Consider the following 20,364-nt stretch of genomic DNA (forward strand, 5'->3'; position numbering starts at 1 on the left):
ATGAGCGAGGCCGTCGTTCCGCACAGCACCGAGAAGCGCGCCGCCGCCGCACCCGGCTGGTTCAGGCGCGCGCTCGATAGCGACCTGTTCTATTCGTTCCGCCGCTCCAGGATCACCATGATCGCGGCTGCGGTGACGCTGCTGTTCTTCCTGATCGCGATCTTCGCCTCGGTGCTATCGGTACAAAATCCGTTCGACCCGGCGCAGCTCCAGCTGATGAATTCGCGCATCTCGCCGCTCTGGACCGCCGACGGCCAGAGCCCGTTCCTGCTCGGCACCGACGAGCAGGGCCGCGACGTGCTGTCAGCGATCCTCTACGGCCTGCGCATCTCGCTGCTCGTCGGCGTGCTCGGCGTGCTCTTGTCCGGCGCGCTCGGCATCATCCTCGGTTTGACCGCCGGCTATTTCGGCGGCGCCGTCGACGGGCTGATCATGCGCATTGCCGACGTGCAGCTTTCTTTTCCGGCCATCCTGATCGCGCTCTTGATCAACGGCATCGCCAAATCGGTCTTTGGCAACAAGCTCGACGAGATGAGCATGTTGGCGGTCCTGGTCTTCGCGATCGGGCTGAGCTTTTGGGTGCAGTACGCGCGCACGGTGCGTGGCTCGGTGCTGGTCGAGAAGAACAAGGATTATGTCGCGGCCGCACAATTGATCGGCCTGCCCGCCCCCGTGATCATGCTGCGCCACGTGCTGCCGAACACCACGGGGCCGATCCTCGTGATCGCCACCATCAACCTCGCGCTTGCCATCATCACCGAGGCAACGCTGTCGTTTCTCGGCTCGGGCATGCCCGAGACCATGCCGTCGCTCGGCACGCTGATCCGCATCGGCAACGGCTATCTGTTCGCCGGCGAATGGTGGATCGTCGCATTTCCCGGAATCGCACTTGCCGCGCTGATCCTGTCGATCAACCTGCTTGGCGATTGGCTGCGCGACGCGCTCAACCCGAAACTCCGATGAGTATGCAGCGTTCATGACCGAACCCGTTCTCTCCGTCCGCAACCTTCAGGTCGAGTTCGCCTCCCGCCGCGGCACGTTGCGCGCGATCGACGGCGTCTCCTTCGACATCGCCAAGGGCGAAGTGCTCGGCGTGGTCGGCGAATCCGGCGCCGGAAAATCCGTCACCGGACTCTCGGTGATCGGCCTGATCGATCCGCCCGGCCGCATCGCCGGCGGCGAGATCCATCTCGCTGGCCTGCGTATCGACAATCTGCCGCCGGAGGACATGCGCCGTATCAGGGGAAAACGCATCGGCATGATCTTCCAGGATCCGCTCACCTCGCTCAATCCGTTGTACAAGGTCGGCGACCAGATCGTGGAAACAATACGGACCCACCTCAATCTCTCCGAACGAGCCGCCCGCCGCCGTGCCATCGACCTCCTCGCCGAGGTCGGCATTCCCGCGCCGGAAAAGCGCATCGACGGCTATCCTCATGAATTCTCCGGCGGCATGCGCCAGCGCGTGGTGATTGCGCTGGCGATCTGCGCCGAGCCGGAGCTGATCATCGCCGACGAGCCGACCACCGCGCTCGACGTCTCCGTGCAGGCGCAGATCATCTCGCTGATCAAGCGGCTCGGCCGCGACCACGGCACCGCCGTGATGCTGGTGACGCACGACATGGGCGTGATCGCCGAGACCTCGGACCGCGTCGCGGTGATGTATGCCGGCCGCGTCGCCGAGATCGGCCCGGTGCAGGACGTCGTGAGGAACCCGTTGCATCCCTATGCCAAGGGTCTGATGGGCGCGATCCCGACGCTTGCCGGCGACGACAAGCGTCTGGTGCAAATTCCAGGCTCGATGCCGCGCCTGTCGGCGATCCCGCGCGGCTGCTCGTTCAACCCGCGCTGTGCGCCTGCGTTCGACCGCTGCCGGGTGGAGAAGCCGGAGCCGCTGTCGCGTGGCACGCAGTCGGTCGCCTGCCATCTCTATGACAGCGTGCCGGCGGAGACCGCGGCATGAGCGCCCCGTTCGTCCAGGCCACAAATCTCCGCCGCGTCTTCGACGTCTCGAAGCCCTGGCTCAACCGCCTGCTGGAAGGCGGACATCTCGAATATCTCAAGGCCGTCGATCACGTCACCTTCGACATCAGGAAGGGCGAGACCTTTGCGCTGGTCGGCGAGTCCGGCTCGGGCAAGACCACCGTGGCGCGGATGGTGGTCGGCCTGTTGCCGCCAAGCACCGGCGACGTCCTGATCGACGGCGTCTCGATGACCGATCCGCGGCAAGGCCAGGCGCGCCGAAAGCTGCGCCGCCGCATCCAGATGATCTTTCAGGATCCGTATGCGAGCCTGAACCCGCACTTCCGTGTCGATGCCATCATCTCCGAGCCGATCCGTGCCTTTGACCTGATGCAGGGCGAACGCGACATCCAGGCGCGCGTGGGCGAGCTGCTCAGCCTCGTCGGCCTGCATCCCGACGACCGCCTGAAATTCCCGCATGAGTTCTCCGGCGGCCAGCGCCAGCGTATTGCAATCGCACGTGCGCTCGCCTCCGACGCCGAATTCATCGTCTGCGACGAGCCGACCTCGGCGCTCGACGTCTCCGTGCAGGCGCAGATCCTCAACCTGATGCGCGACCTGCAGGACAAGTTCGGCCTGACCTATTTGTTCATCAGCCATAACCTCGCCGTGGTCCGTCACATGGCGAGCCGGGTCGGCGTCATGTATCTCGGCCGGATCGTCGAGATCGCGGAGGGGCGCGAGCTGTTCGCCCGGCCCCGCATGCCTTACACCAAGATGCTGCTGGGCGCCGTGCCTGATCTCGCGATGTCCGGTCGTCAGCGCATTCCGGTGAAAGGCGAGATCCCGAACCCGATCAATCCGCCGCCCGGCTGTGCCTTTAATCCGCGCTGCCCGCTGGCGTTCGACCTCTGCCGCAAGGAAGCACCGAGCCTGATCGACGGCGTCGCCTGCCATGCGGTTAACACCGCGCCGGTCCCGGCGTGACGCGCGCGTGCCATGCGGCCCGCGCATTGGCCGCGCGGCATTGCCTGTGATCAATTGCGCGCGCCGCAAATGAGGTAGCCCATGGCCAGCAACGTCAATCCCGATCCCTTCACGACGCGCCCCGAAATCGAGGGCACGTTCGGTGTCGTCGCCACCACGCACTGGATCGCAACCGCCGTCGGCATGGCTATTCTGGAAAAAGGCGGCAATGCCTTCGACGCCGGCGTCGCCTCCGCCTTCACGCTTCAGGTCGTCGAGCCGCATCTGAACGGCCCCGGCGGCGACGTGCCTGTTATCATCCATGACGTGAAGCGCGGCCGCACCGAGGTGATCTGCGGCCAGGGCCCGGCGCCGGCGCGCGCCACGATCGCGCATTACAAGAGCGAGGGCCTCGACATGGTGCCCGGCACCGGCCTGCTTGCGGCCTGTGTCCCCGGCACCTTCGAATCCTGGATGATGTTGCTTCGCGACTACGGCACGATGCGTGTCCGCGACATGCTGGAGCCTGCGATCTCCTATGCCCGTGACGGCTATCCGCTGGTCGAGCGCGCCTGCGCCACGATCCAGACCGTCGAGCAATTATTCCGCAAGCATTGGCCGACCTCGGCCGCTGTCTACCTGCCGAACGGCGAGGTACCGAAACCCGGTACGCTCTTCACCAACAAGACGCTGGCGGCCACCTACGCGCGCATCCTTAGCGAGGCCGAAAGCGGGGGCGGAGGCCGCGACGCCGAAATCGAGCGTGCACGAAAGGCCTGGTCCCAGGGCTTCGTTGCGGAAGCCATCGACAAGTTCTGCCGGACACAGGAGGTGATGGACGTCAGCGGCTTGCCGCATCGCGGCGTGCTCTCCGCCGACGACATGGCCCGCTGGCAGCCGACGATCGAGGCGCCCCTCACCTACGATTATGGCCGCTACACCGTCTGCAAGGCCGGCGTCTGGAGCCAGGGTCCGGTAACGCTGCAACAGCTCGCGCTGTTGAAAGGCTTTGCGCTCGACGGTCTCGATCCGACAGGGCCGGAGTTCATCCATCTCCAGATCGAATGCGCGAAACTCGCCTTCGCGGACCGCGAAAAGTTCTACGGCGATCCCAAGTTCAGCGAGATCCCGATCGGAACGCTGCTGTCGGACGCCTACAACGACGAACGCCGCAAGCTCGTCACCGACAAGGCTTCGCTCGATCTCCGGCCCGGCGCGATCGAGGGCTTTGGCGGCGTGGTCAAGCTGCGCCGCGCTGAAGGCCAACGCGAGGCCGTTGGCGCTCTCGGCGCCGGTGAACCAACTGTAGGGCGCTTCGGCGAGGTGCGCGGCGACACCGTGCATTTCGACATCATCGACAAAGCTGGCAACATGGTGTCCTCGACACCGTCCGGAGGCTGGCTGCAATCGTCCCCTGTCATTCCCGAGCTGGGCTTCTGCCTCGGCAGCCGCGCACAAATGTTCGATTTGGAGGAGAACCAACCGAGCTCGCTGGCCCCGGGCAAACGGCCGCGCACCACGCTGTCGCCGACCATGGCGCTGCGCGACGGCGAGCCTTACCTCGCCTGGGGCTCGCCCGGGGGCGACCAGCAGGACCAATGGATCACGCAGTTCTTCCTGCGCCACGTCCATTGCAACCTCAATCTCCAGGAGGCCATCGATGCGCCGGCCTGGCACTCCGAGCATTTCCCGATCTCGTTCTGGCCGCGCACCGCGCGTCCCGGCGTGCTCGTGGTCGAGAACCGCGTGCCAAAGGCAACGATCGAGAACCTGCGCGAGCGCGGGCATATCGTGGAGGTCGGCCCCGACTGGTCCGAGGGCCGTCTCACCGCGGCCTCGCGCGTCGGTGTACGCCGGCGCGCTGCCGCCAATCCGCGCGGCATGCAGGGCTACGCCGCGGGACGCTGAAGGCAGCACATGACCTGGTCGATCATCGCGCGAGATCCTGCCACCGGCCAGTTCGGCATCGGCGTTGCGACGCGCTTCTTTGCCGTCGGCGCACGTGTGCCCTACATCGCGGCGGGCCTCGGCGCCATCGCAACGCAAGCCTTCGTCAATCCCTATTACGGGATCGACGGCATCAAGCTGCTGCGTGAAGGCCTGAACGCCCATGACGTGCTCGCTGCCCTGCTCGCGACCGACGACGGCCGCGAGAGCCGTCAGATCCACATCATGGATGCGAGCGGCGCGATTGCCGCACATACGGGACGCGATTGCGTCGACTGGTGCGGACACATCGCCGGTAGCGGCTTTTCGATTGCAGGCAACATGCTCGCCGGTGCCGACGTCCTCGCGGAGACGGCCAAGACCTACATCGCCAATGACAGCCTGCCCTTCCCGCGCCGGCTGCTTGCGGCGATGCGCGCAGGCGAAGCCGCCGGCGGCGACAAGCGCGGCAAGCAGTCCGCCGCACTGCTGATCCACGGCGAGGAGGAATGGCCGGCGCTGGACATTCGCGCCGACGATCATCCCGATCCGCTCGGCGAGCTCGAGCGGCTCGAACGGGTCAGCCACGAACTCTGGGTCCACTTCCGCCCGTCCATGCCGACCCGGCAAAACCCGGCCGGCAACACCGATCGCAGCGTCATCGACGCCAGCATCGCCGCGGCGCGAGCAAGACAAGCATGATCGCAAGCCCTCTCATCGAGATCAGGGATCTGCGCATTCGCTTTCACGGCGACGACGGCCGCGTCACCCACGCGGTCGACAGCGTCGATCTCAGCGTCGCCAATGGCGCGACGCTCGGCCTCGTCGGCGAATCCGGCTGTGGCAAGAGCGTGACCTCGCTGGCGATCATGGGCCTGCTGCCGAAGCAGACGACGGAGATATCAGGCGCAATCCGCTTCGACGGCTTTGACCTGCTGAAGACCTCGGACCAGACGCTGCGCGACCTGCGCGGCAACCGGCTCGCGATGATTTTCCAGGAGCCGATGACCTCGCTCAACCCGAGCTTCACCATCGGCGACCAGATCATCGAGACCATTTTGCGCCATCGCGGCGGTTCGCGCCGCGGCGCGCGGGATCGTGCGATCGAGCTGTTACGCCGCGTCCACATCCCTTCGCCGGAGCGTCGGATCGACGAATATCCGCATAAGCTCTCCGGCGGCATGCGCCAGCGCGTCATGATCGCGATGGCGCTCGCCTGCGATCCACAGCTCTTGATCGCCGACGAGCCGACCACTGCACTCGACGTCACCCTGCAGGCCCAGATCCTGGAGCTGATGCGCGAGCTAAAGGCCGCCAGCGGCGCCGCGATCATCTTGATCACCCACGATCTCGGCGTCGTCGCCGAAGTCTGCGACGAGGTCGCGGTGATGTATGCCGGCGAGATCGTCGAACGCGCCCCGGTTGACGAATTGTTCTCCGCGCCGCAGCACCCCTACACGGTCGGACTGCTCGGCTCTATCCCGCGTCTGGACCATCGCGCGGACCAGTTGGCGACGATCGAGGGCATGGTGCCGAACATGGCGCAGCCACCCGCCGGCTGCCGCTTCGCAGCGCGCTGCCCGTTCGTGCTAGAGGCCTGCACCAGGGCGCCGCCGCCGCTGGTGGAGGTCAGTCCCGGCCACCTCTCGCGCTGCATCCGCGCGCCGCTCGAACGTCTGGTGTCGTGATGGCGCTGCTTGAGGTCAAAGGCCTGGTCAAGCATTTCGTCGCCGAACGCTCGCTGTTCGGCCGGGCGCGCGCGCATGTCAAAGCCGTCGATGGGGTGTCCTTCTCGCTCGAGGCCGGCAAGACGCTCGCGTTGGTCGGCGAATCCGGTTGCGGCAAGTCCACTGTCAGCCGCCTGGTCCTGAGGTTAATCGAGCCCGATGCGGGCGCGGTGCGCTTCGACGGCCGCGATCTGCTTTCGCTCGATGCGGATGCGCTCCGCAAATTCCGCCGCGAGGCGCAGATCATTTTTCAGGACCCCTACGCCTCGCTCAATCCACGCATGACGGTCGGCCAGATCCTGACCGAGCCGCTGGCGCTGCACGATCTCGCGCCGCCGGCGCAACGGCGCGAGCGCGTCGCGGAAATCTTGCGGCTGGTCGGGCTCGAGCCGCGGCTGGCGCGGCGCTATCCGCACGAGTTCTCCGGCGGCCAGCGCCAGCGCATCGCCATTGCCCGCGCGCTTGCGGTCGAGCCGAAGCTCATCATTTGCGACGAGCCGGTCTCGGCGCTCGACGTCTCGATCCGCTCGCAGATATTGAACCTGCTGCGCGAGCTGCAGGACCGGCTTGGTCTGGCCTATATCTTCGTTTCGCATGATCTCGCGGTGGTCAAGCACATCGCTGACCGCGTCGCGGTGATGAATCTCGGCGGCATCGTCGAAGAAGCAGATGCGGATGCGCTGTTCGCCGAGCCACGCCATCCGTACAGCCGCGCCCTCTTGTCCGCGATCCCGCTGCCGCAGCCTCACGCCCGGCGGGCGAAGGTCGTGCTGCAGGGCGAGATCCCGAGCGCACTCAATCCGCCGGCCGGCTGTCGCTTTCATACCCGCTGCCCCTTCGTGATCGATCGCTGTCGCACCGAGGCGCCCGCGTTGGTGGCAGACGAGGCAGGCCACGCCACCGCCTGCCATCGCATCAGCGAGTTGCCTCCGGCCGACGGCATCCTGCCCACTGCGGGCGGATTCACGCCGGAACTGGCAAAATTAGTCGCAGCCTTCAGCCGAAAGACGGAAGGCGCGAGCCCGGCCGGGGTTGGTATACAGAGTGCAAGGCCTACAAATACGTAGCCGGAGCAATGGGGACTGTCCGATGAAGATGTTTCGCCTCGCCGCGACCGCGGCCGCGTTCCTGCTGTTGCTTGGGGCCGCCCAGGCGCAGACCACGCTGCGCATCGGCCTTGCCGAGGACCCCGATATCCTCGATCCCTCGATGGCGCGCACCTATGTCGGCCGCATCGTCTTCGCCGCCTTCTGTGACAAGCTGTTCGACATCGACGAGAAGCTCAACATCGTGCCGCAGCTCGCGCTGTCGAGCGAGACCGCCGACGACGGCAAGGCGCTCGTCATCAAGCTGCGGCCCGGCGTGAAATTCCACGATGGCGAGCCGTTCGACGCGGAGGCCGCCAAATTCTCGCTGGAGCGCCATCTGACGCTGCCCGGCTCGTTCCGCAAGCCGGAGCTAGCCTCGGTCGACCATATCGATGTCGTCGATCCTCTCACCGTCAAGCTGGTGCTGAAATCACCGTTCTCGCCGCTGCTCGCCCAGCTCACAGATCGCGCCGGCATGATGATGTCGCCGAAAGCGGCGAAGGCTGCCGGCGACAAGTTCGGTCTGCACCCGGTCTGCGCCGGCCCCTACAAATTCGTCGAGCGCGTGCAGCAGGACCGCATCGTGTTCGAGAAGTTCGCGGACTACTGGAACAAGGACAACGTCTTCATCGATCGCATCGTGTTCCAGCCCATCGTCGACGCCACCGTGCGGCTGGCGAACCTGAAATCCGGCGGCCTCGATCTGATCGAGCGCGTGCTCGCCACCGATCTCAAGGAGGTGCGCGCCGATTCACGGCTGAAGGTCGCAACCGCCATCGAGCTCGGCTATCAGGGCATCACGCTCAACATCGGCAAGGACAAGGCCAAGGGACCGCTGAGCCAATCCGCCAAGGTGCGGCAGGCGCTCGACCTTGCCATCGACCGCGACGCGATCAACCAGGTCGTGTTCAACGGCGAGTTCCAGGTCGGCAATCAATGGGTCAATCCTGATCATCCCTACTACCAAAAGAGCTTGCCGGTTCGCCCCAGCAATGTGGAGAAGGCCAAGGCGCTGCTGAAGGAAGCCGGAGTGACGCCACCAGTCAGCGTCGACTTCCTGGTGCCGAAGGGCGCGGAGACGGAGACACCGGCGCAGGTGATCCAGTCGATGGCCGCGGAAGCCGGTTTCGACATGAAGATTCGTGTCACCGAATTCGCAACCGGGCTCAAGCAGGCCGAATCCGGCGACTACCAAGCCTTCATGCTCGCCTGGAGCGGCCGTGTCGATCCTGATGGCAACACCTTCGTCTTCCTGCACAGCGGCGCGCCTCAAAATTACGGCGATTGGAACAATCCGCAGGCCGACAAGGCGCTGGAAGACGCACGGCTCGTGACCGAACTCGCCAAGCGTAAGGCCAGCTACGAAGTTCTGGCAAAACTGGTCCAGGATGAGGAGCCGCTGCTTTATCTCTATCACCGCCGTATCATCATCGCGCACACGACCAAGCTCGAGGGCTACAAGCAGATGCCCGACGGCCTCGTGCGCGTCGTCGGCCTCAAGCTGAAGTGACGCGGCAGCGATGCTGAACTTTCTCGCCCGCCGGCTTGTGCAGATCGTACCGACACTGTTCTTCGTGTCGGTGCTGATCTTCTCGCTGCAGCAGTTGCTGCCGGGCGATCCCGCACTGGTGATGGCGGGCGAAGAGCGCGATCCGGCCGTGATCGAGCAGATCCGCCACCAATACCGGCTCGATCAGCCGGTCCCCGTGCAGTACGCCTACTGGGTGAAGGGCGTGCTATCGGGCGATTTCGGGGAGTCCCTGCGCAACAAGATGCCGGTGCGCGAGCTGATTGCGCAAAAGCTGCCGGTGACGCTGCAGCTCGGTTCGATGGCGATCATCATCGCCTTCCTGATCGGCATTCCCGCCGGGATCGTCGCCGCCGTGAAGAAGGGAACGGCCTGGGACTACGGCGCCAACTTCTTCGCGCTGTGGGGCATCTCGACGCCGAACTTCTGGCTCGGCATCATGCTGATCTTCCTGTTCTCGATCGAGCTCGGCTGGCTGCCGGCCTCGGGCTATGTGCCGCTCACCGAGAACTGGCGTGCGAGCCTGGCTGCCACCATCATGCCCGCATTCGTGCTCGGCAACGCGATTGCCGCGGTCCTGATGCGGCATACCCGCAGCGCCATGCTCCAAGTGCTGGAGAGCGACTACGTTCGCACCGCGCGCGCCAAGGGCCTTTCCGAGCGTTCAGTGATCCTGAAACATGCCATGCGCAACGCACTGACGCCGATCATCACGCTCGGCGCGCTCGAGCTCGGCACGCTGCTGTCCGGGGCCGTGCTGACCGAACAGATCTTTTCCATTCCCGGCTTCGGCAAGCTGATTGTGGATGCCGTGTTCAACCGCGATTATGCCGTCGTGCAGGGCGTGGTGCTGGTGACCGCTACGGTCTACATCACGCTCAACCTTGTTGCCGACGTCGCCTACATCCTCGTCAATCCGCGGCTGAGGGGCTAGGCCATGACCGACGCCGCCCTGTCCGGTCCCCTTGTGCAAGCCGACGAGCTGGACAGCCCGGCGCGCCGCGCGCGGCGCCGCCTGTTCAAGCGAAAGGCCGCGGTTGCGGGCCTCGTCATCCTCATCATCTTCATCCTGCTCGCGTTGCTGGCGCCTCTGATCGTGCCCTACGATCCCATCGCGACGGGCTGGAGCCTGGTGCGCAAGCCACCCACAATGGCGCACTGGTTCGGCACTGACGAGCTTGGCCGGGATATCCTGAGCCGGGTCGTCTACGGCGCACGGGCCTCGCTGCTGGCCGGCCTGATCTCGGTCGCGATCGCGCTCGGGATCGGCGTGCCGCTCGGCCTCGTCGCCGGCTATCGCGGCGGGTTCGTCGACGCGCTGATCAGCCGGATCACCGATGCGATGCTGGCCTGCCCGTTCCTGATCCTGGCGATCGCGCTGGCGGCCTTCCTCGGTCCGAGCCTCGGCAACGCCATGATCGCAATCGGCATCTCGGCAACGCCCATTTTCATCCGCCTGACCCGCGGCCAGGTGCTGAGTGTCAAGGCCGAAGACTATGTCGAAGCGGCGCGCGCACTCGGCAATCCGCCCTGGCGCATTGCCGTCTCGCACATCCTGCCGAACATCCTCCCCGCACTACTGGTTCAGGCCACGCTCTCGATCGCTGCGGCAATTATCGCCGAGGCGGCGCTATCGTTTCTCGGCCTCGGCCAGCAGCCGCCGGCGCCATCCTGGGGCAGTATGCTCAATGCGGCGCAACGCTTCCTGACCCAGGCACCCTGGATGGCGATCTGGCCGGGGCTTGCAATCTTCCTCGTGGTGCTATCGTTGAACCTGCTCGGCGACGGCCTGCGGGACGCCCTCGACCCGCGCCAACGCTAGGTGTCCCTCATGGTGAGGAGCGCACTCTTTCGCGCGCGCCTCAAACCATATGCTCCGCTCCCGCGGCCATCCTTCGAGACGCGGCCTGACGGCCGCTCCTCAGGATGAGGACCTCAAATGATGCTCTCGCGCAGCACGCGGCGGCAATCCATCTCGTATTCGAGGTCGACCACCGGCGGCCGCGCGAAATGCCAGGTGAGGCCCGAGCGCAGCGCGCCGCGGCGGACGAGTTCGTCGACCAGCGCGTGATGGAAGTCGTGCACGGAATAGGCCTGTACGCCGGTGGTGTCCTTCCAGCCGAATCCGAACGCCGCCATCCGGTTCTCCATCTGGGACGTCGTGGTGAATCGCACCTTCTCGCGCAAACCCTCCAGGCTGAGATCACGATAGCGCACCGTGCGTTCGACATAAGTACCGGTGCCCTCGCGTGCCTCGGCGCCGCCGGCAATGACGAAGGACGGCGCTTTGGAGTTGGTCGGGCGCGTAAAGGAGAACGCGTAGAACGACGGCTCCGACGGCGGATCGATCTCCGGGCAGACATTGCTGCGCGCCACCGGATTGGTGGTGCCGTCGAAGATGCCCCACTCGGTCAACGTCTTGACGTAATGCAGGTTGAACGCGCGAAACCCCTCCTCGCTGAAGGCGGCCGGGGAGCGCAACTCGCAGGCACAGAAGGCCGTCAACGGACGCCCTGCCTCCTGGATGAACTTTGCCGCAAGCGCAAACCCCTCGGCCAGAGGCACCAGGCGATCGAACCGGACGCGCTCGACCTCATGCCCTTCATCGGCGGCCGCTCCGGCCGAATACTGGAACACGGAGGGAATGAACCGGTAGTTGCCGGCGGAGAATTCTCGAATCATGACGAACTCCTAATCCAGTTGGATGCGGATGCCCTTGCCGCCGTTGAGCAGACGCCTCAGGTGAAATCCGGCGAGAGGATCATTCGCGTGCGCGCCGACCAGCGCGGCAAAGGCCGGCATGGCGGCGGCGTCACCGGCTTCCATCTTGGCAAAGGCCTCGGAATAGCGCGCCGTCGCGGGCGCCTCGAACCTCTCACGCGGCAGTGGCTCGAACGCGCGCAGCGGCTCGCTGCGTCCGCGCAACATCAGATCGCCGACGGGACGCCCCTGAAAATTCTCGGCTGCCTCGGCGACACTGGAGCTGACACAGATGCGGGTGCCAAGCTGCTTGTTCGCCGCTTCCAGCCGCGCAGCGATATTGATCGTGTCTCCATACGCGGTGTAATCGAAGAAGCGATTGCCGCCGAAATTGCCGACCAGCGCGGAGCCTGCGTGAATGCCGATGCGAGTGGTGCCGAAGTTCACACCCTTTACGCCCTGTCGCACGCAAAAATCCTGCGCCCAGGCATCGAGATCGTGGGCACAGGCGACCGCACGCGTCGCATAGTCAGGCTGATCGCCGGGCGCATTGAACAGCACCTGGATCGCGTCGCCGATGATTTTTGCGACGGTCCCGTCATGCGCAAAGACGACTTCGGTCATCCCGCCGACATATTCGTTGAGGAGCGCGCCCAGCGTCTCGGGCGGCGCGGTCTCGACCAGCGAGGTGAAGCCGGTGATATCGGTGAAAATGGTCGCGATATCGCGCCACTGCACCTCGATCCCCTCGCCCTCGCCGCCCGCTGCCAGACGCTTGGCAAGCTCCGGCGAGAAGTGGCGTGACAAGGCCGCATGAGCCCGCTCGGCCTCCGCCTGACGGCGCCTCACCTCGCGCAACATCTCGATGTGGCGAAGGGTCTTGTCGATCGTGGTTTCGAGGTCGGCGAAGTCGATCGGCTTGGTCAGGAAGTCGAACGCGCCGCGGTTCATGGCGGTGCGGATGTTGCTCATATCGCCATAGGCCGAGACGATGATGGTCGATTTCTTCTCCTCGGCTTCCTGCAGCTTCTGCAGCAGCGACAGCCCGTCCATCCTGGGCATGTTGATGTCGGAAACCACCATGTCGACTTGCGGGTTCTGCTCGAGCGATTCCAGCGCCTCCAAGCCGTCACGCGCGAACATGATGGCGACCAGCCCGTCGCGAATCTTCCTGCGGAATTTCTGCAGGATCAGCGCCTCGAGGTCGGGCTCGTCGTCGACGAAGAGAATGGTCGGAGTCATGCCGCCTGCTCAAGCCTCGTGTCGATCTGCTGGCGCAGCAGGGCAAAATCGATCGGTTTAGTGAGGAGCCCGATGGCGCCCCGCTCAATCGCCTTGCGACGAGTCTCGGCATCGCCGTACGCCGTGATCATGATGACCGGAACATGCGGATGCTCGGCGCGCACCATGGGCAGCATGTCGAGCCCGCTCATGCCGGGCATGTTGATATCGGACAGGATCAGGATCAACGAGGGGTCGCGAACCTCGGCCGCGAGCTTCAGCGCATCGGGCGCCGAGGGTGCGAACTCCATCTGGAAGCGGCCGGCGCGCAGGTCGCGCCGGAATTGCTGCCGGAACAGCGCCTCGACATCGGGCTCGTCATCGACGACCAGGATGTAAACGTTCACGTCTTGCCTCCGGAAGTATCGCCTGCCGGCATGACGCGCGGCAGGGTGATGATGAATTCGGTGAATACACCGGGCTCGGTGTTCACGTCGATCGTGCCGCCGTGCTGTTTCACGACGATGTCATGGCTCATGGAAAGACCAAGCCCGGTGCCCTCGCCGGCCGGCTTGGTGGTGAAGAAGGGATTGAACATCTTCTCCTTCACGTCCTGCGGAATACCAGTGCCGTTGTCGCGAATGCGGATCTCGACCTTGCCGCCGAGATTCTTCGTCGCCGCGCTCAGGGTCGGCTCGAAGCCATCAGCGGCGCCTTCCTTGCGTTTGGTCGCAGCATAGAAGCCGTTCGAGATCAAATTGAGGAAGACGCGGGTGATTTCCTGCGGATAGACGTCGGCCATCCCCGCGGTCGGATCGAGGTCGCGATCGAGTGTCACGTTGAACGACGGCCGCTCGGCGCGTGCGCCGTGATAGGCCAGATTGAGGCTCTCCTCCACGATCGCATTGATGTCGGCGGGGCGATGCTCGCCGGAACCCTCGCGCGAGTGCAGCAGCATATTCCTGACGATGGAATCGGCGCGCTTGCCGTGCTGCACCACTTTTTCGAGATTCCCCCGCAGCATGCCGGTCAGCTCGTCCACCTCATCCTTCGTCTTGCCATCGAGCAATGCTGTTTGCAGGATCTCATTGAGCTCATCGATCAGCTCGGTCGAGATCGACGAGAAATTATTGACGAAATTGAGCGGGTTCTTGATCTCGTGGGCTATGCCAGCCGTGAGCTGGCCAAGCGACGCAAGCTTCTCGGTCTGGATCAGGCGACCCTGAGCCGCGCGCAACTCATCAAGGGACTGCGAGAGCTCCATGGTGCGCTTGCGCAACTCATTCAGTAGCCGCGCATTCTCGATGGCGATGACGGCTTGCTTCGTGAAATTCTCGACGACAGAAATCTGCTTGTCGGTGAACGGACGGACTTCCTTGCGATAGACTGCGATCGTGCCGATCAACTCGTTCTCCTTCAGCATCGGCACGACGACGATCGTGCGGGCGCCGGCGACATCGGAGATTCCGCGAATGCTTGATCCTCCAGAAATATAGGCAGGCGTGTTTTGCACATCGTGAACGTGAACGACCTGATGTGTCTTCACAACGGCGGCGAGCGCACTCTCTGGATGAGGACGGATCGCCACATCCCGCCGCGAAGCGGCGAAGGCCGGCGGCACGTTGTAGTCCGCCGCGATGGTGAAGCCCTCACCGTCCCACAGGTTCATGATCCCGAAACTCGCGCCGCAGACGCGCGTGGCATTCTCAAGCAATTTGTGGAACACCGGCGTGAGCTCGCCCGGAGACGAACTGATGACCTGCAGCACCTCCGAAGTCGCGGTCTGCTGCTCCAACGATTCGCTCAGTTCAGCCGTTCGTACCTCGACCTTCCTTTCCAAATCGGCATAGGATTCCTGCAATCGCGCGCCCATATCGTTGAACTGATCGGCAAGGCCTTCGAGCTCGTCGCCGGTCTTGATCGAGATGCGCTGAGAGAAATCGCCGCCGCCGATCCGCTCGGCGCCGCTGCGCAATGCCTGGATCGGGCCGACCATGCGGCGCGCAAGGAAAATCCCGGCGAGCACCGCAAAGATCGATGCCGCGAGCAGCACAATCGCAAGCCTCTGCAACGAGGCATAGAGCGCCGCATAGGCCTCCTCGACCGGCAGCTCGACGAACATGGTCCAGCCGAGCGGGGCGATCGGCGCTGACGCCGTCAAAACCTTCTGCCCCTGGATGTTGGTCGCTTCCTGCAAGGCGTCCGGCATGACGCCACCGGCGAGCGCAGCGCGCACCTGCGCCAGTCCCGACAGATCGGTGTTGCGCAAAACCAGGCTGATATCGGGATGCGCGATCAGCCGCCCCTCCGGGCCGACCACATAGGCGTGTCCGTGCTCGCCGACCTTGATCTGGGACACGACATCCCAGATCAGCTTGAGATTGACCTCGGCAATGCTGACGCCCGCATCCTTGCGGGCACCGGCCTGCGCCAGCGTCATATAGGGCTCCGACTCCCGGCGGAAATACACCAGCCCGTAATAGACCTTGTGCGCGACGGCTTCGGTGAACTTCGGGTCGCTCGACAGGTCGATGCCGCTGTCGATCGCGTCCATCGCCAGTCGAGAGACGCGCAGGCGCTCCTTGCCGGTCGAATCCACCTGGGCGAGTTCGGTGATCGCCGGCACTTGACGCAGCAGCCGCAGCGCGTCGAACCGGCGCGGCTCGATCGAGCCTGCCGACCACGGCAGTTGCGTGGTCCAGCCGAGCTGGCTCTCGATCTCCTTGACGAACTGGCCGATCTTGGCGGCTGCCGCCTCGGCCTGCTCGTGCTGGACCCGGATCAGCGAGGCCTTGTGCTCCCGATAGTAGAACAAGACCTCGAACAGGCCATTGGCTAGCAGGGCGACGGCGACCACGGCCACGAACAGCGCGACGTATTTGGTGAACAGCCGCGTCCTGCCCCCCCGTCCCGCCTCGGCGGACGCGACGCCGTCCGCGGCCGCGCTCGGCAGCGTCCTGGTTTGCGGGGTGTCGGGATGGGCGGAAATGCTCATTCCCCCAAGCCTAGCAAGAAGGCGGGACCTTGTCTCTTGCGGCGGCGCAGGGGGTTACTCGATGACGTCGTCGGCGAGCGCCAACAAAGTGGGCGGAAACTCGAGCCCCGCCGCCTTGGCGGTCTTCAGGTTGAGGACGAGGGGATAACGGGTCGGCTGCTCGAACGGCAGGTCGCCGGGGCGCTCGCCTCTGAAAATGCGGCTGACCAGCGCCGCCGCTCGCGCGAAGGATTCCGACAGGTCCGGTCCGTAGGACATCAGCCCGCCGTCGCGAGCGAGGAAGTCGAATTCGTAGATCGCCGGAATCTTCTTCGCGGCCGCGAAATCGAACACGCGCTTGCGATTGAGGTTAGTCAGCCCGTCCGCCACCATCAGGATGCCGTCCGGCGTGTCGCCGTCCATCGCGGCGAAGGCCTCGTTGAAATCGTCGGGTTCGCGCACGCCTAGGGCCTGCACAGACAGCCCGAGCGCTTGGGCAGCCTTGGCAGATGCCTGATAGCGCATGGTCATGCCGAGGTCGTCCTCGTTCCAGAGCATCGCGACCTTGGCGAGCTTCGGCGACATCTCCTTGAGCAGCGACAAGCGCTTGGCGCTCAAGGTCGCCGCCACGTCCGAAATGCCGGTGATGTTGCCGCCGGGGTGGGAGAGGCTTTCGATCAGATGGGTCTCCACGGGATCGCCGATGCCGATGGCCGCGACGGTCGGAATGCCGACTCCCTTGAGCGCTATCGCGGTCGGATAGCCGCCGATCACGATGGCATCGACGCCTTTGGCCTTCAGCTCCGCGACCAATGCAGGCAGCTTCGCGACGTCTCCGAGCGCGCCGCGCGCCTCGAGGGTGAGGTTCTGTCCGAGTTTGAATCCGCGCTCGGCGAGGACCTTGATCAGGATCTCGCCGGTCGGACTCGTCTCGGTGACCGGCGCGATCGGCGTCAATGTGCCGAGATGAAAGGTCCGGCCGCTCTCGGCTATCGCCGCGCGCGGCCGCAACAGCACGAGCGAGCCGAGCCCTCCGAAGAATTCGCGCCGCTTGATCATCCCCATCCCGCCGTGGCGCGACGGCGCCATTGCAAATATAGCGCGACGAAAAAAAAGCGGCAACAGCGATGGCTGTTGCCGCTTTGCACACAAATCGAGCCTTGGTCAGGTCGGCCGCAACGCCTCGGCGCCAAGGTCGAGATCGTTGACCTCCTTGTTCCGTTCGGAGTCGGCCGCCGCGCGATGGTCGGTCGCGAGCACGACGTAGACCGCGGGCAGCACGAACAGCGTGAACAACGTGCCGATCGACATGCCGGCCACGACCACGAGGCCGATCGAGAAGCGGCTGGCCGCACCGGCGCCGGATGCGGTCAGCAGCGGGATCAGGCCGGTGACCATCGCAGCCGTGGTCATCAGGATCGGCCGCAGGCGGATGCGGGCCGACATCTCGATGGCCGAGCGGCGGTCGAGCCGCTCGTTGATCTGAAGCTCGTTGGCGAACTCCACCATCAGGATGCCGTGCTTGGTAATCAGACCCACCAGCGTCAGCAGACCGACCTGGGTGTAGATGTTCATGGTCGCGACGCCGAAGAACAGCGGGATCAGCGCCCCCACGATCGCCATCGGCACCGAGATCATGATGACCAGTGGATCACGCAAGCTCTCGAACTGTGCCGCCAGCACCAGGAAGATGATGATCAGCGCGAAGCCGAAGGTGATCGCAAGCTGATTGCCTTCCTGCACGTATTGCCTGCTGTCAGCGAGGTAGTCGTGGCTGAAGCCCTGCGGCAGATTCTTGGCCTCGCTTTCGAGGAAGTCGACCGCCGCACCGATCGTCACGCCAGGCATCGGCACGGCAGAGAACGTTGCCGAGTTGAGCTGATTATAATGCGTCAGCGAATTCGGATCGGTCCTGGTCTCGATCGACACCACTGTCGATAACGGAAGCTGCTGGCCGCTGTTGGTCGACACGTAGTAACCGCCGAGCGATTCCGGCGAGAGCCGCTGGCCGCGCGGCACCTGCGGGATCACCTGGTAGGAACGGCCCTCCAGATTGAAGCGGTTGATGTAGTTGCCGCCGAGCAGCACCGCCAGTGCGCTGCCGACGTTCTGCATGTTGACGCCGAGGTCCTGGGCCTTGGTGCGATCGATCTTCACCGTGACGGTGGGCTGGTTATAGGCGAGGTCACTGTCGGACACGATGAACATGCCGCTCTTGCGCGCGGCGGCCTTCAGCTTCTCCATCTGCTCGTAGACGGCCTGGAAGCCCGCGGTCGAGTTGATCACCATCTGCACCGGCAGGCCGCCAGGCCCGCCCGGCAGCGGCGGCAGATTGAACGCAAAGGCCTGAACCCCCTCGATCTTGGAGAGCTCGGCCTGGACCAGTGGCTTCAGCGCGATCGAGGAACGCTTGCGTTCGTCCCACGGCTTCAGCAGCATGCCGGCGATACCGCCCTGCGGTCCGTTGATGCCATTCAGCACGAAACGCAGATCAGTTTCGGCGAACTTCTGGAATTCCTTGTCGAGCTTCTCGCCGTAGAAATCGACATAGTCGATGTTGGCGTATTTCGGCGCCTTGGTCACCGCGAAGACGATGCCCTGGTCTTCTTCGGGTGCCAGCTCCTTCGATGTGTGCATGTACAGGAAGCCGACGAGCCCGAGGATCGTCACCGCGAACAGGCCGGTGACGGCCTTGTAGTCGAGCGATCGGTCGAGCCTGCGACCGTACCAGCGTGTCATTGCGCCGAACACGCCATTCACCAGCTTGGCAAACCGGCCCTCCTCCGTGTTCTTCAGCAGCACCGAGCACATCATCGGCGACAGCGTCAGCGCGATCACGCCGGACACGATCACGGAGCCCGCCAGCGTGAAGGCGAATTCGCGAAACAGCGAGCCGGTCAGTCCGCCGAGGAAGCCGATCGGGGCGTACACGGCGGCGAGCGTGATGGTCATCGAGACGACCGGACCGACGATTTCGCGCGCGCCTTGCAGCGACGCTTGCACCGGTGTCTTGCCCTCCTCCAGATGGCGGTGGATGTTCTCCACCACCACGATGGCGTCGTCGACCACAAGGCCGATCGCAAGCACCATGGCCAGCAGCGTCAGCAAGTTGAAGCTGAAGCCCAGCATCAGCATCAGCGTACAGACGCCGATCATCGAGAGCGGAATCGTGACAACCGGAATGATAACGGAGCGGAACGATGCCAGGAACAAGAAGATCACCACAATGACGATCACGATGGCTTCGCCCAGCGTCTTCTCGACCTCGTCGATCGACGACTGGATGAATTTGGTCGAATCGTAAGCGACCTTCATCTTCATCGACGGCGGCAGATTACGCTCGAGCTCCGGGAACAGCGCGCGCACGCCCTTGACCAGCGTCAGCGGGTTGCCTTGCGGAGTCGCCTGCACACCGATGAAGATCGCGTGTTCGCCATTGAAGGCCACGCTCGCATCGGTGGTCTGCGCGGCAAGCTCGACGGACGCGATGTCCTCCATCCGCACGAAGCCGCCGTCCTTGGCCTTGACGATCATCTTCTTGAACTGGTTGACGTCGGTCAGGCCCGTGTTCGTCGAGATGTTCGAGACGATCAAATAGCCCTTGGTCTGGCCCGCCGCGGACTGGAAATTGTTGGCGGCGATCGCCGCGGCGACGTCGGCCGGCGACACATTGCGGCCGGCCATTTTCACCGGATCCAGCCACAGCCGCATCGCAAAATTCTGGGCGCCGAGAATGTCGGCGGACGCGACGCCATCCACCGTCGACAGCACCGGCTGCACCACGCGCGTCAGGTAGTCGGAGATCGCCGAGCCCGACAGCTCGTCGGACGAGAAGCCGAGATACATCACCGCGGTGGTCTGGCCCGTGGTCTTGGTGACGATCGGGTCGTTGGATTCCTTCGGAATCAGATATTTGACCGAATTCGTCTTGGCCAGCACCTCGGTAAGCGCCTGGTTCGGATCGAAGTTCAGCTTGATGTAGACCTGGATCGTCGAGGTGCCGAGCACCGAGGACGAGGTCATGTAGTCCACGCCTTCGGCCGAGGCGACCGCCTGCTCGATCGGCGTCGTGATGAAGCCCTGGATCAGGTCCGCGGATGCACCGGGATAGACGGTCGTGATGTTGATGACCGTGTTCGACAGTTTTGGATATTGCCGGATCGGCAGCGTCGTCGCCGCGCGCAGACCGATCAGAAGGATCAGCAGGCTGACGACGATCGACAGGACCGGGCGTTTGATGAAAATATCAGTGAAGCGCATCGCGGCGATCTC

Annotated in this window: 16 protein-coding genes; 10 read left to right on the forward strand and 6 right to left on the reverse strand. The window is 64.5% G+C overall.

Going from position 1 to position 20,364, the window contains the following annotated elements:
- The 10 genes from K3F49_RS13735 (at position 1) to K3F49_RS13780 (ending at position 11,019) form a co-directional block, all read left to right on the forward strand.
- Positions 1-963, forward strand: coding sequence for an ABC transporter permease (locus K3F49_RS13735; protein WP_234681483.1), 963 nt, complete (start codon positions 1-3; stop codon positions 961-963).
- Positions 964-976: 13 nt separating this feature from the next.
- The gene (locus tag K3F49_RS13740) at positions 977-1,963 is read left to right on the forward strand and encodes an ABC transporter ATP-binding protein (protein WP_234681484.1); all 987 of its coding nucleotides are present in this window, start codon (positions 977-979) and stop codon (positions 1,961-1,963) included.
- Positions 1,960-2,949, forward strand: a complete 990-nt coding sequence (locus K3F49_RS13745; protein WP_234681485.1) for an ABC transporter ATP-binding protein — start codon at positions 1,960-1,962, stop codon at positions 2,947-2,949. The genes K3F49_RS13740 and K3F49_RS13745 overlap by 4 nt, the downstream gene beginning before the upstream one ends.
- Positions 2,950-3,030: 81 nt before the next feature.
- Positions 3,031-4,836, forward strand: coding sequence for a gamma-glutamyltransferase family protein (locus K3F49_RS13750; RefSeq protein WP_234681486.1), 1,806 nt, complete (start codon positions 3,031-3,033; stop codon positions 4,834-4,836).
- Positions 4,837-4,845: 9 nt separating this feature from the next.
- Positions 4,846-5,556: a DUF1028 domain-containing protein gene (locus tag K3F49_RS13755; protein ID WP_234681487.1), complete on the forward strand. Its 711-nt coding sequence runs from the start codon at positions 4,846-4,848 to the stop codon at positions 5,554-5,556.
- Complete coding sequence (locus tag K3F49_RS13760) at positions 5,553-6,542, forward strand: ABC transporter ATP-binding protein (RefSeq protein WP_234681488.1); 990 nt, start codon at positions 5,553-5,555, stop codon at positions 6,540-6,542. The genes K3F49_RS13755 and K3F49_RS13760 overlap by 4 nt, the downstream gene beginning before the upstream one ends.
- Positions 6,542-7,648: an ABC transporter ATP-binding protein gene (locus tag K3F49_RS13765; RefSeq protein WP_234681489.1), complete on the forward strand. Its 1,107-nt coding sequence runs from the start codon at positions 6,542-6,544 to the stop codon at positions 7,646-7,648. The genes K3F49_RS13760 and K3F49_RS13765 overlap by 1 nt, the downstream gene beginning before the upstream one ends.
- Before the next feature lie 22 nt (positions 7,649-7,670).
- Positions 7,671-9,179, forward strand: a complete 1,509-nt coding sequence (locus K3F49_RS13770; RefSeq protein ID WP_234681490.1) for an ABC transporter substrate-binding protein — start codon at positions 7,671-7,673, stop codon at positions 9,177-9,179.
- A 10-nt stretch (positions 9,180-9,189) separates the two neighbouring features.
- Positions 9,190-10,131, forward strand: a complete 942-nt coding sequence (locus K3F49_RS13775) for an ABC transporter permease (RefSeq protein WP_234681491.1) — start codon at positions 9,190-9,192, stop codon at positions 10,129-10,131.
- A gap of 3 nt (positions 10,132-10,134) precedes the next feature.
- Positions 10,135-11,019 (forward strand): ABC transporter permease, encoded by an 885-nt coding sequence (locus K3F49_RS13780; RefSeq protein WP_234681492.1) that lies wholly within the window; start codon positions 10,135-10,137, stop codon positions 11,017-11,019.
- 113 nt (positions 11,020-11,132) lie between these two features.
- Here K3F49_RS13780 and cnbZ read toward each other — a convergent pair whose 3' ends face one another.
- The 6 genes from cnbZ to K3F49_RS13810 form a co-directional block, all read right to left on the reverse strand.
- The gene (gene cnbZ, locus K3F49_RS13785) at positions 11,133-11,879 is read right to left on the reverse strand and encodes a 2-amino-5-chloromuconate deaminase CnbZ (RefSeq protein WP_234681493.1); all 747 of its coding nucleotides are present in this window, start codon (positions 11,877-11,879) and stop codon (positions 11,133-11,135) included.
- A 9-nt stretch (positions 11,880-11,888) separates the two neighbouring features.
- Positions 11,889-13,139: an adenylate/guanylate cyclase domain-containing protein gene (locus K3F49_RS13790; protein ID WP_234681494.1), complete on the reverse strand. Its 1,251-nt coding sequence runs from the start codon at positions 13,137-13,139 to the stop codon at positions 11,889-11,891.
- Positions 13,136-13,525 (reverse strand): response regulator, encoded by a 390-nt coding sequence (locus tag K3F49_RS13795; protein WP_234681495.1) that lies wholly within the window; start codon positions 13,523-13,525, stop codon positions 13,136-13,138. Before K3F49_RS13795 ends, K3F49_RS13790 begins: the two co-directional genes overlap by 4 nt.
- Positions 13,522-16,113, reverse strand: coding sequence for an ATP-binding protein (locus K3F49_RS13800; protein WP_234681496.1), 2,592 nt, complete (start codon positions 16,111-16,113; stop codon positions 13,522-13,524). Before K3F49_RS13800 ends, K3F49_RS13795 begins: the two co-directional genes overlap by 4 nt.
- Before the next feature lie 54 nt (positions 16,114-16,167).
- Entirely contained in the window at positions 16,168-17,151 is a 984-nt protein-coding gene (locus K3F49_RS13805) for an ABC transporter substrate-binding protein (RefSeq protein ID WP_234681497.1), read from the reverse strand.
- A gap of 105 nt (positions 17,152-17,256) precedes the next feature.
- Positions 17,257-20,352, reverse strand: a complete 3,096-nt coding sequence (locus K3F49_RS13810; protein WP_234681498.1) for a MexW/MexI family multidrug efflux RND transporter permease subunit — start codon at positions 20,350-20,352, stop codon at positions 17,257-17,259.
- Positions 20,353-20,364: the final 12 nt, after the last annotated feature.

This window comes from Bradyrhizobium monzae (assembly GCF_021458635.1).
Classification (GTDB): Bacteria; Pseudomonadota; Alphaproteobacteria; order Rhizobiales; family Xanthobacteraceae; genus Bradyrhizobium.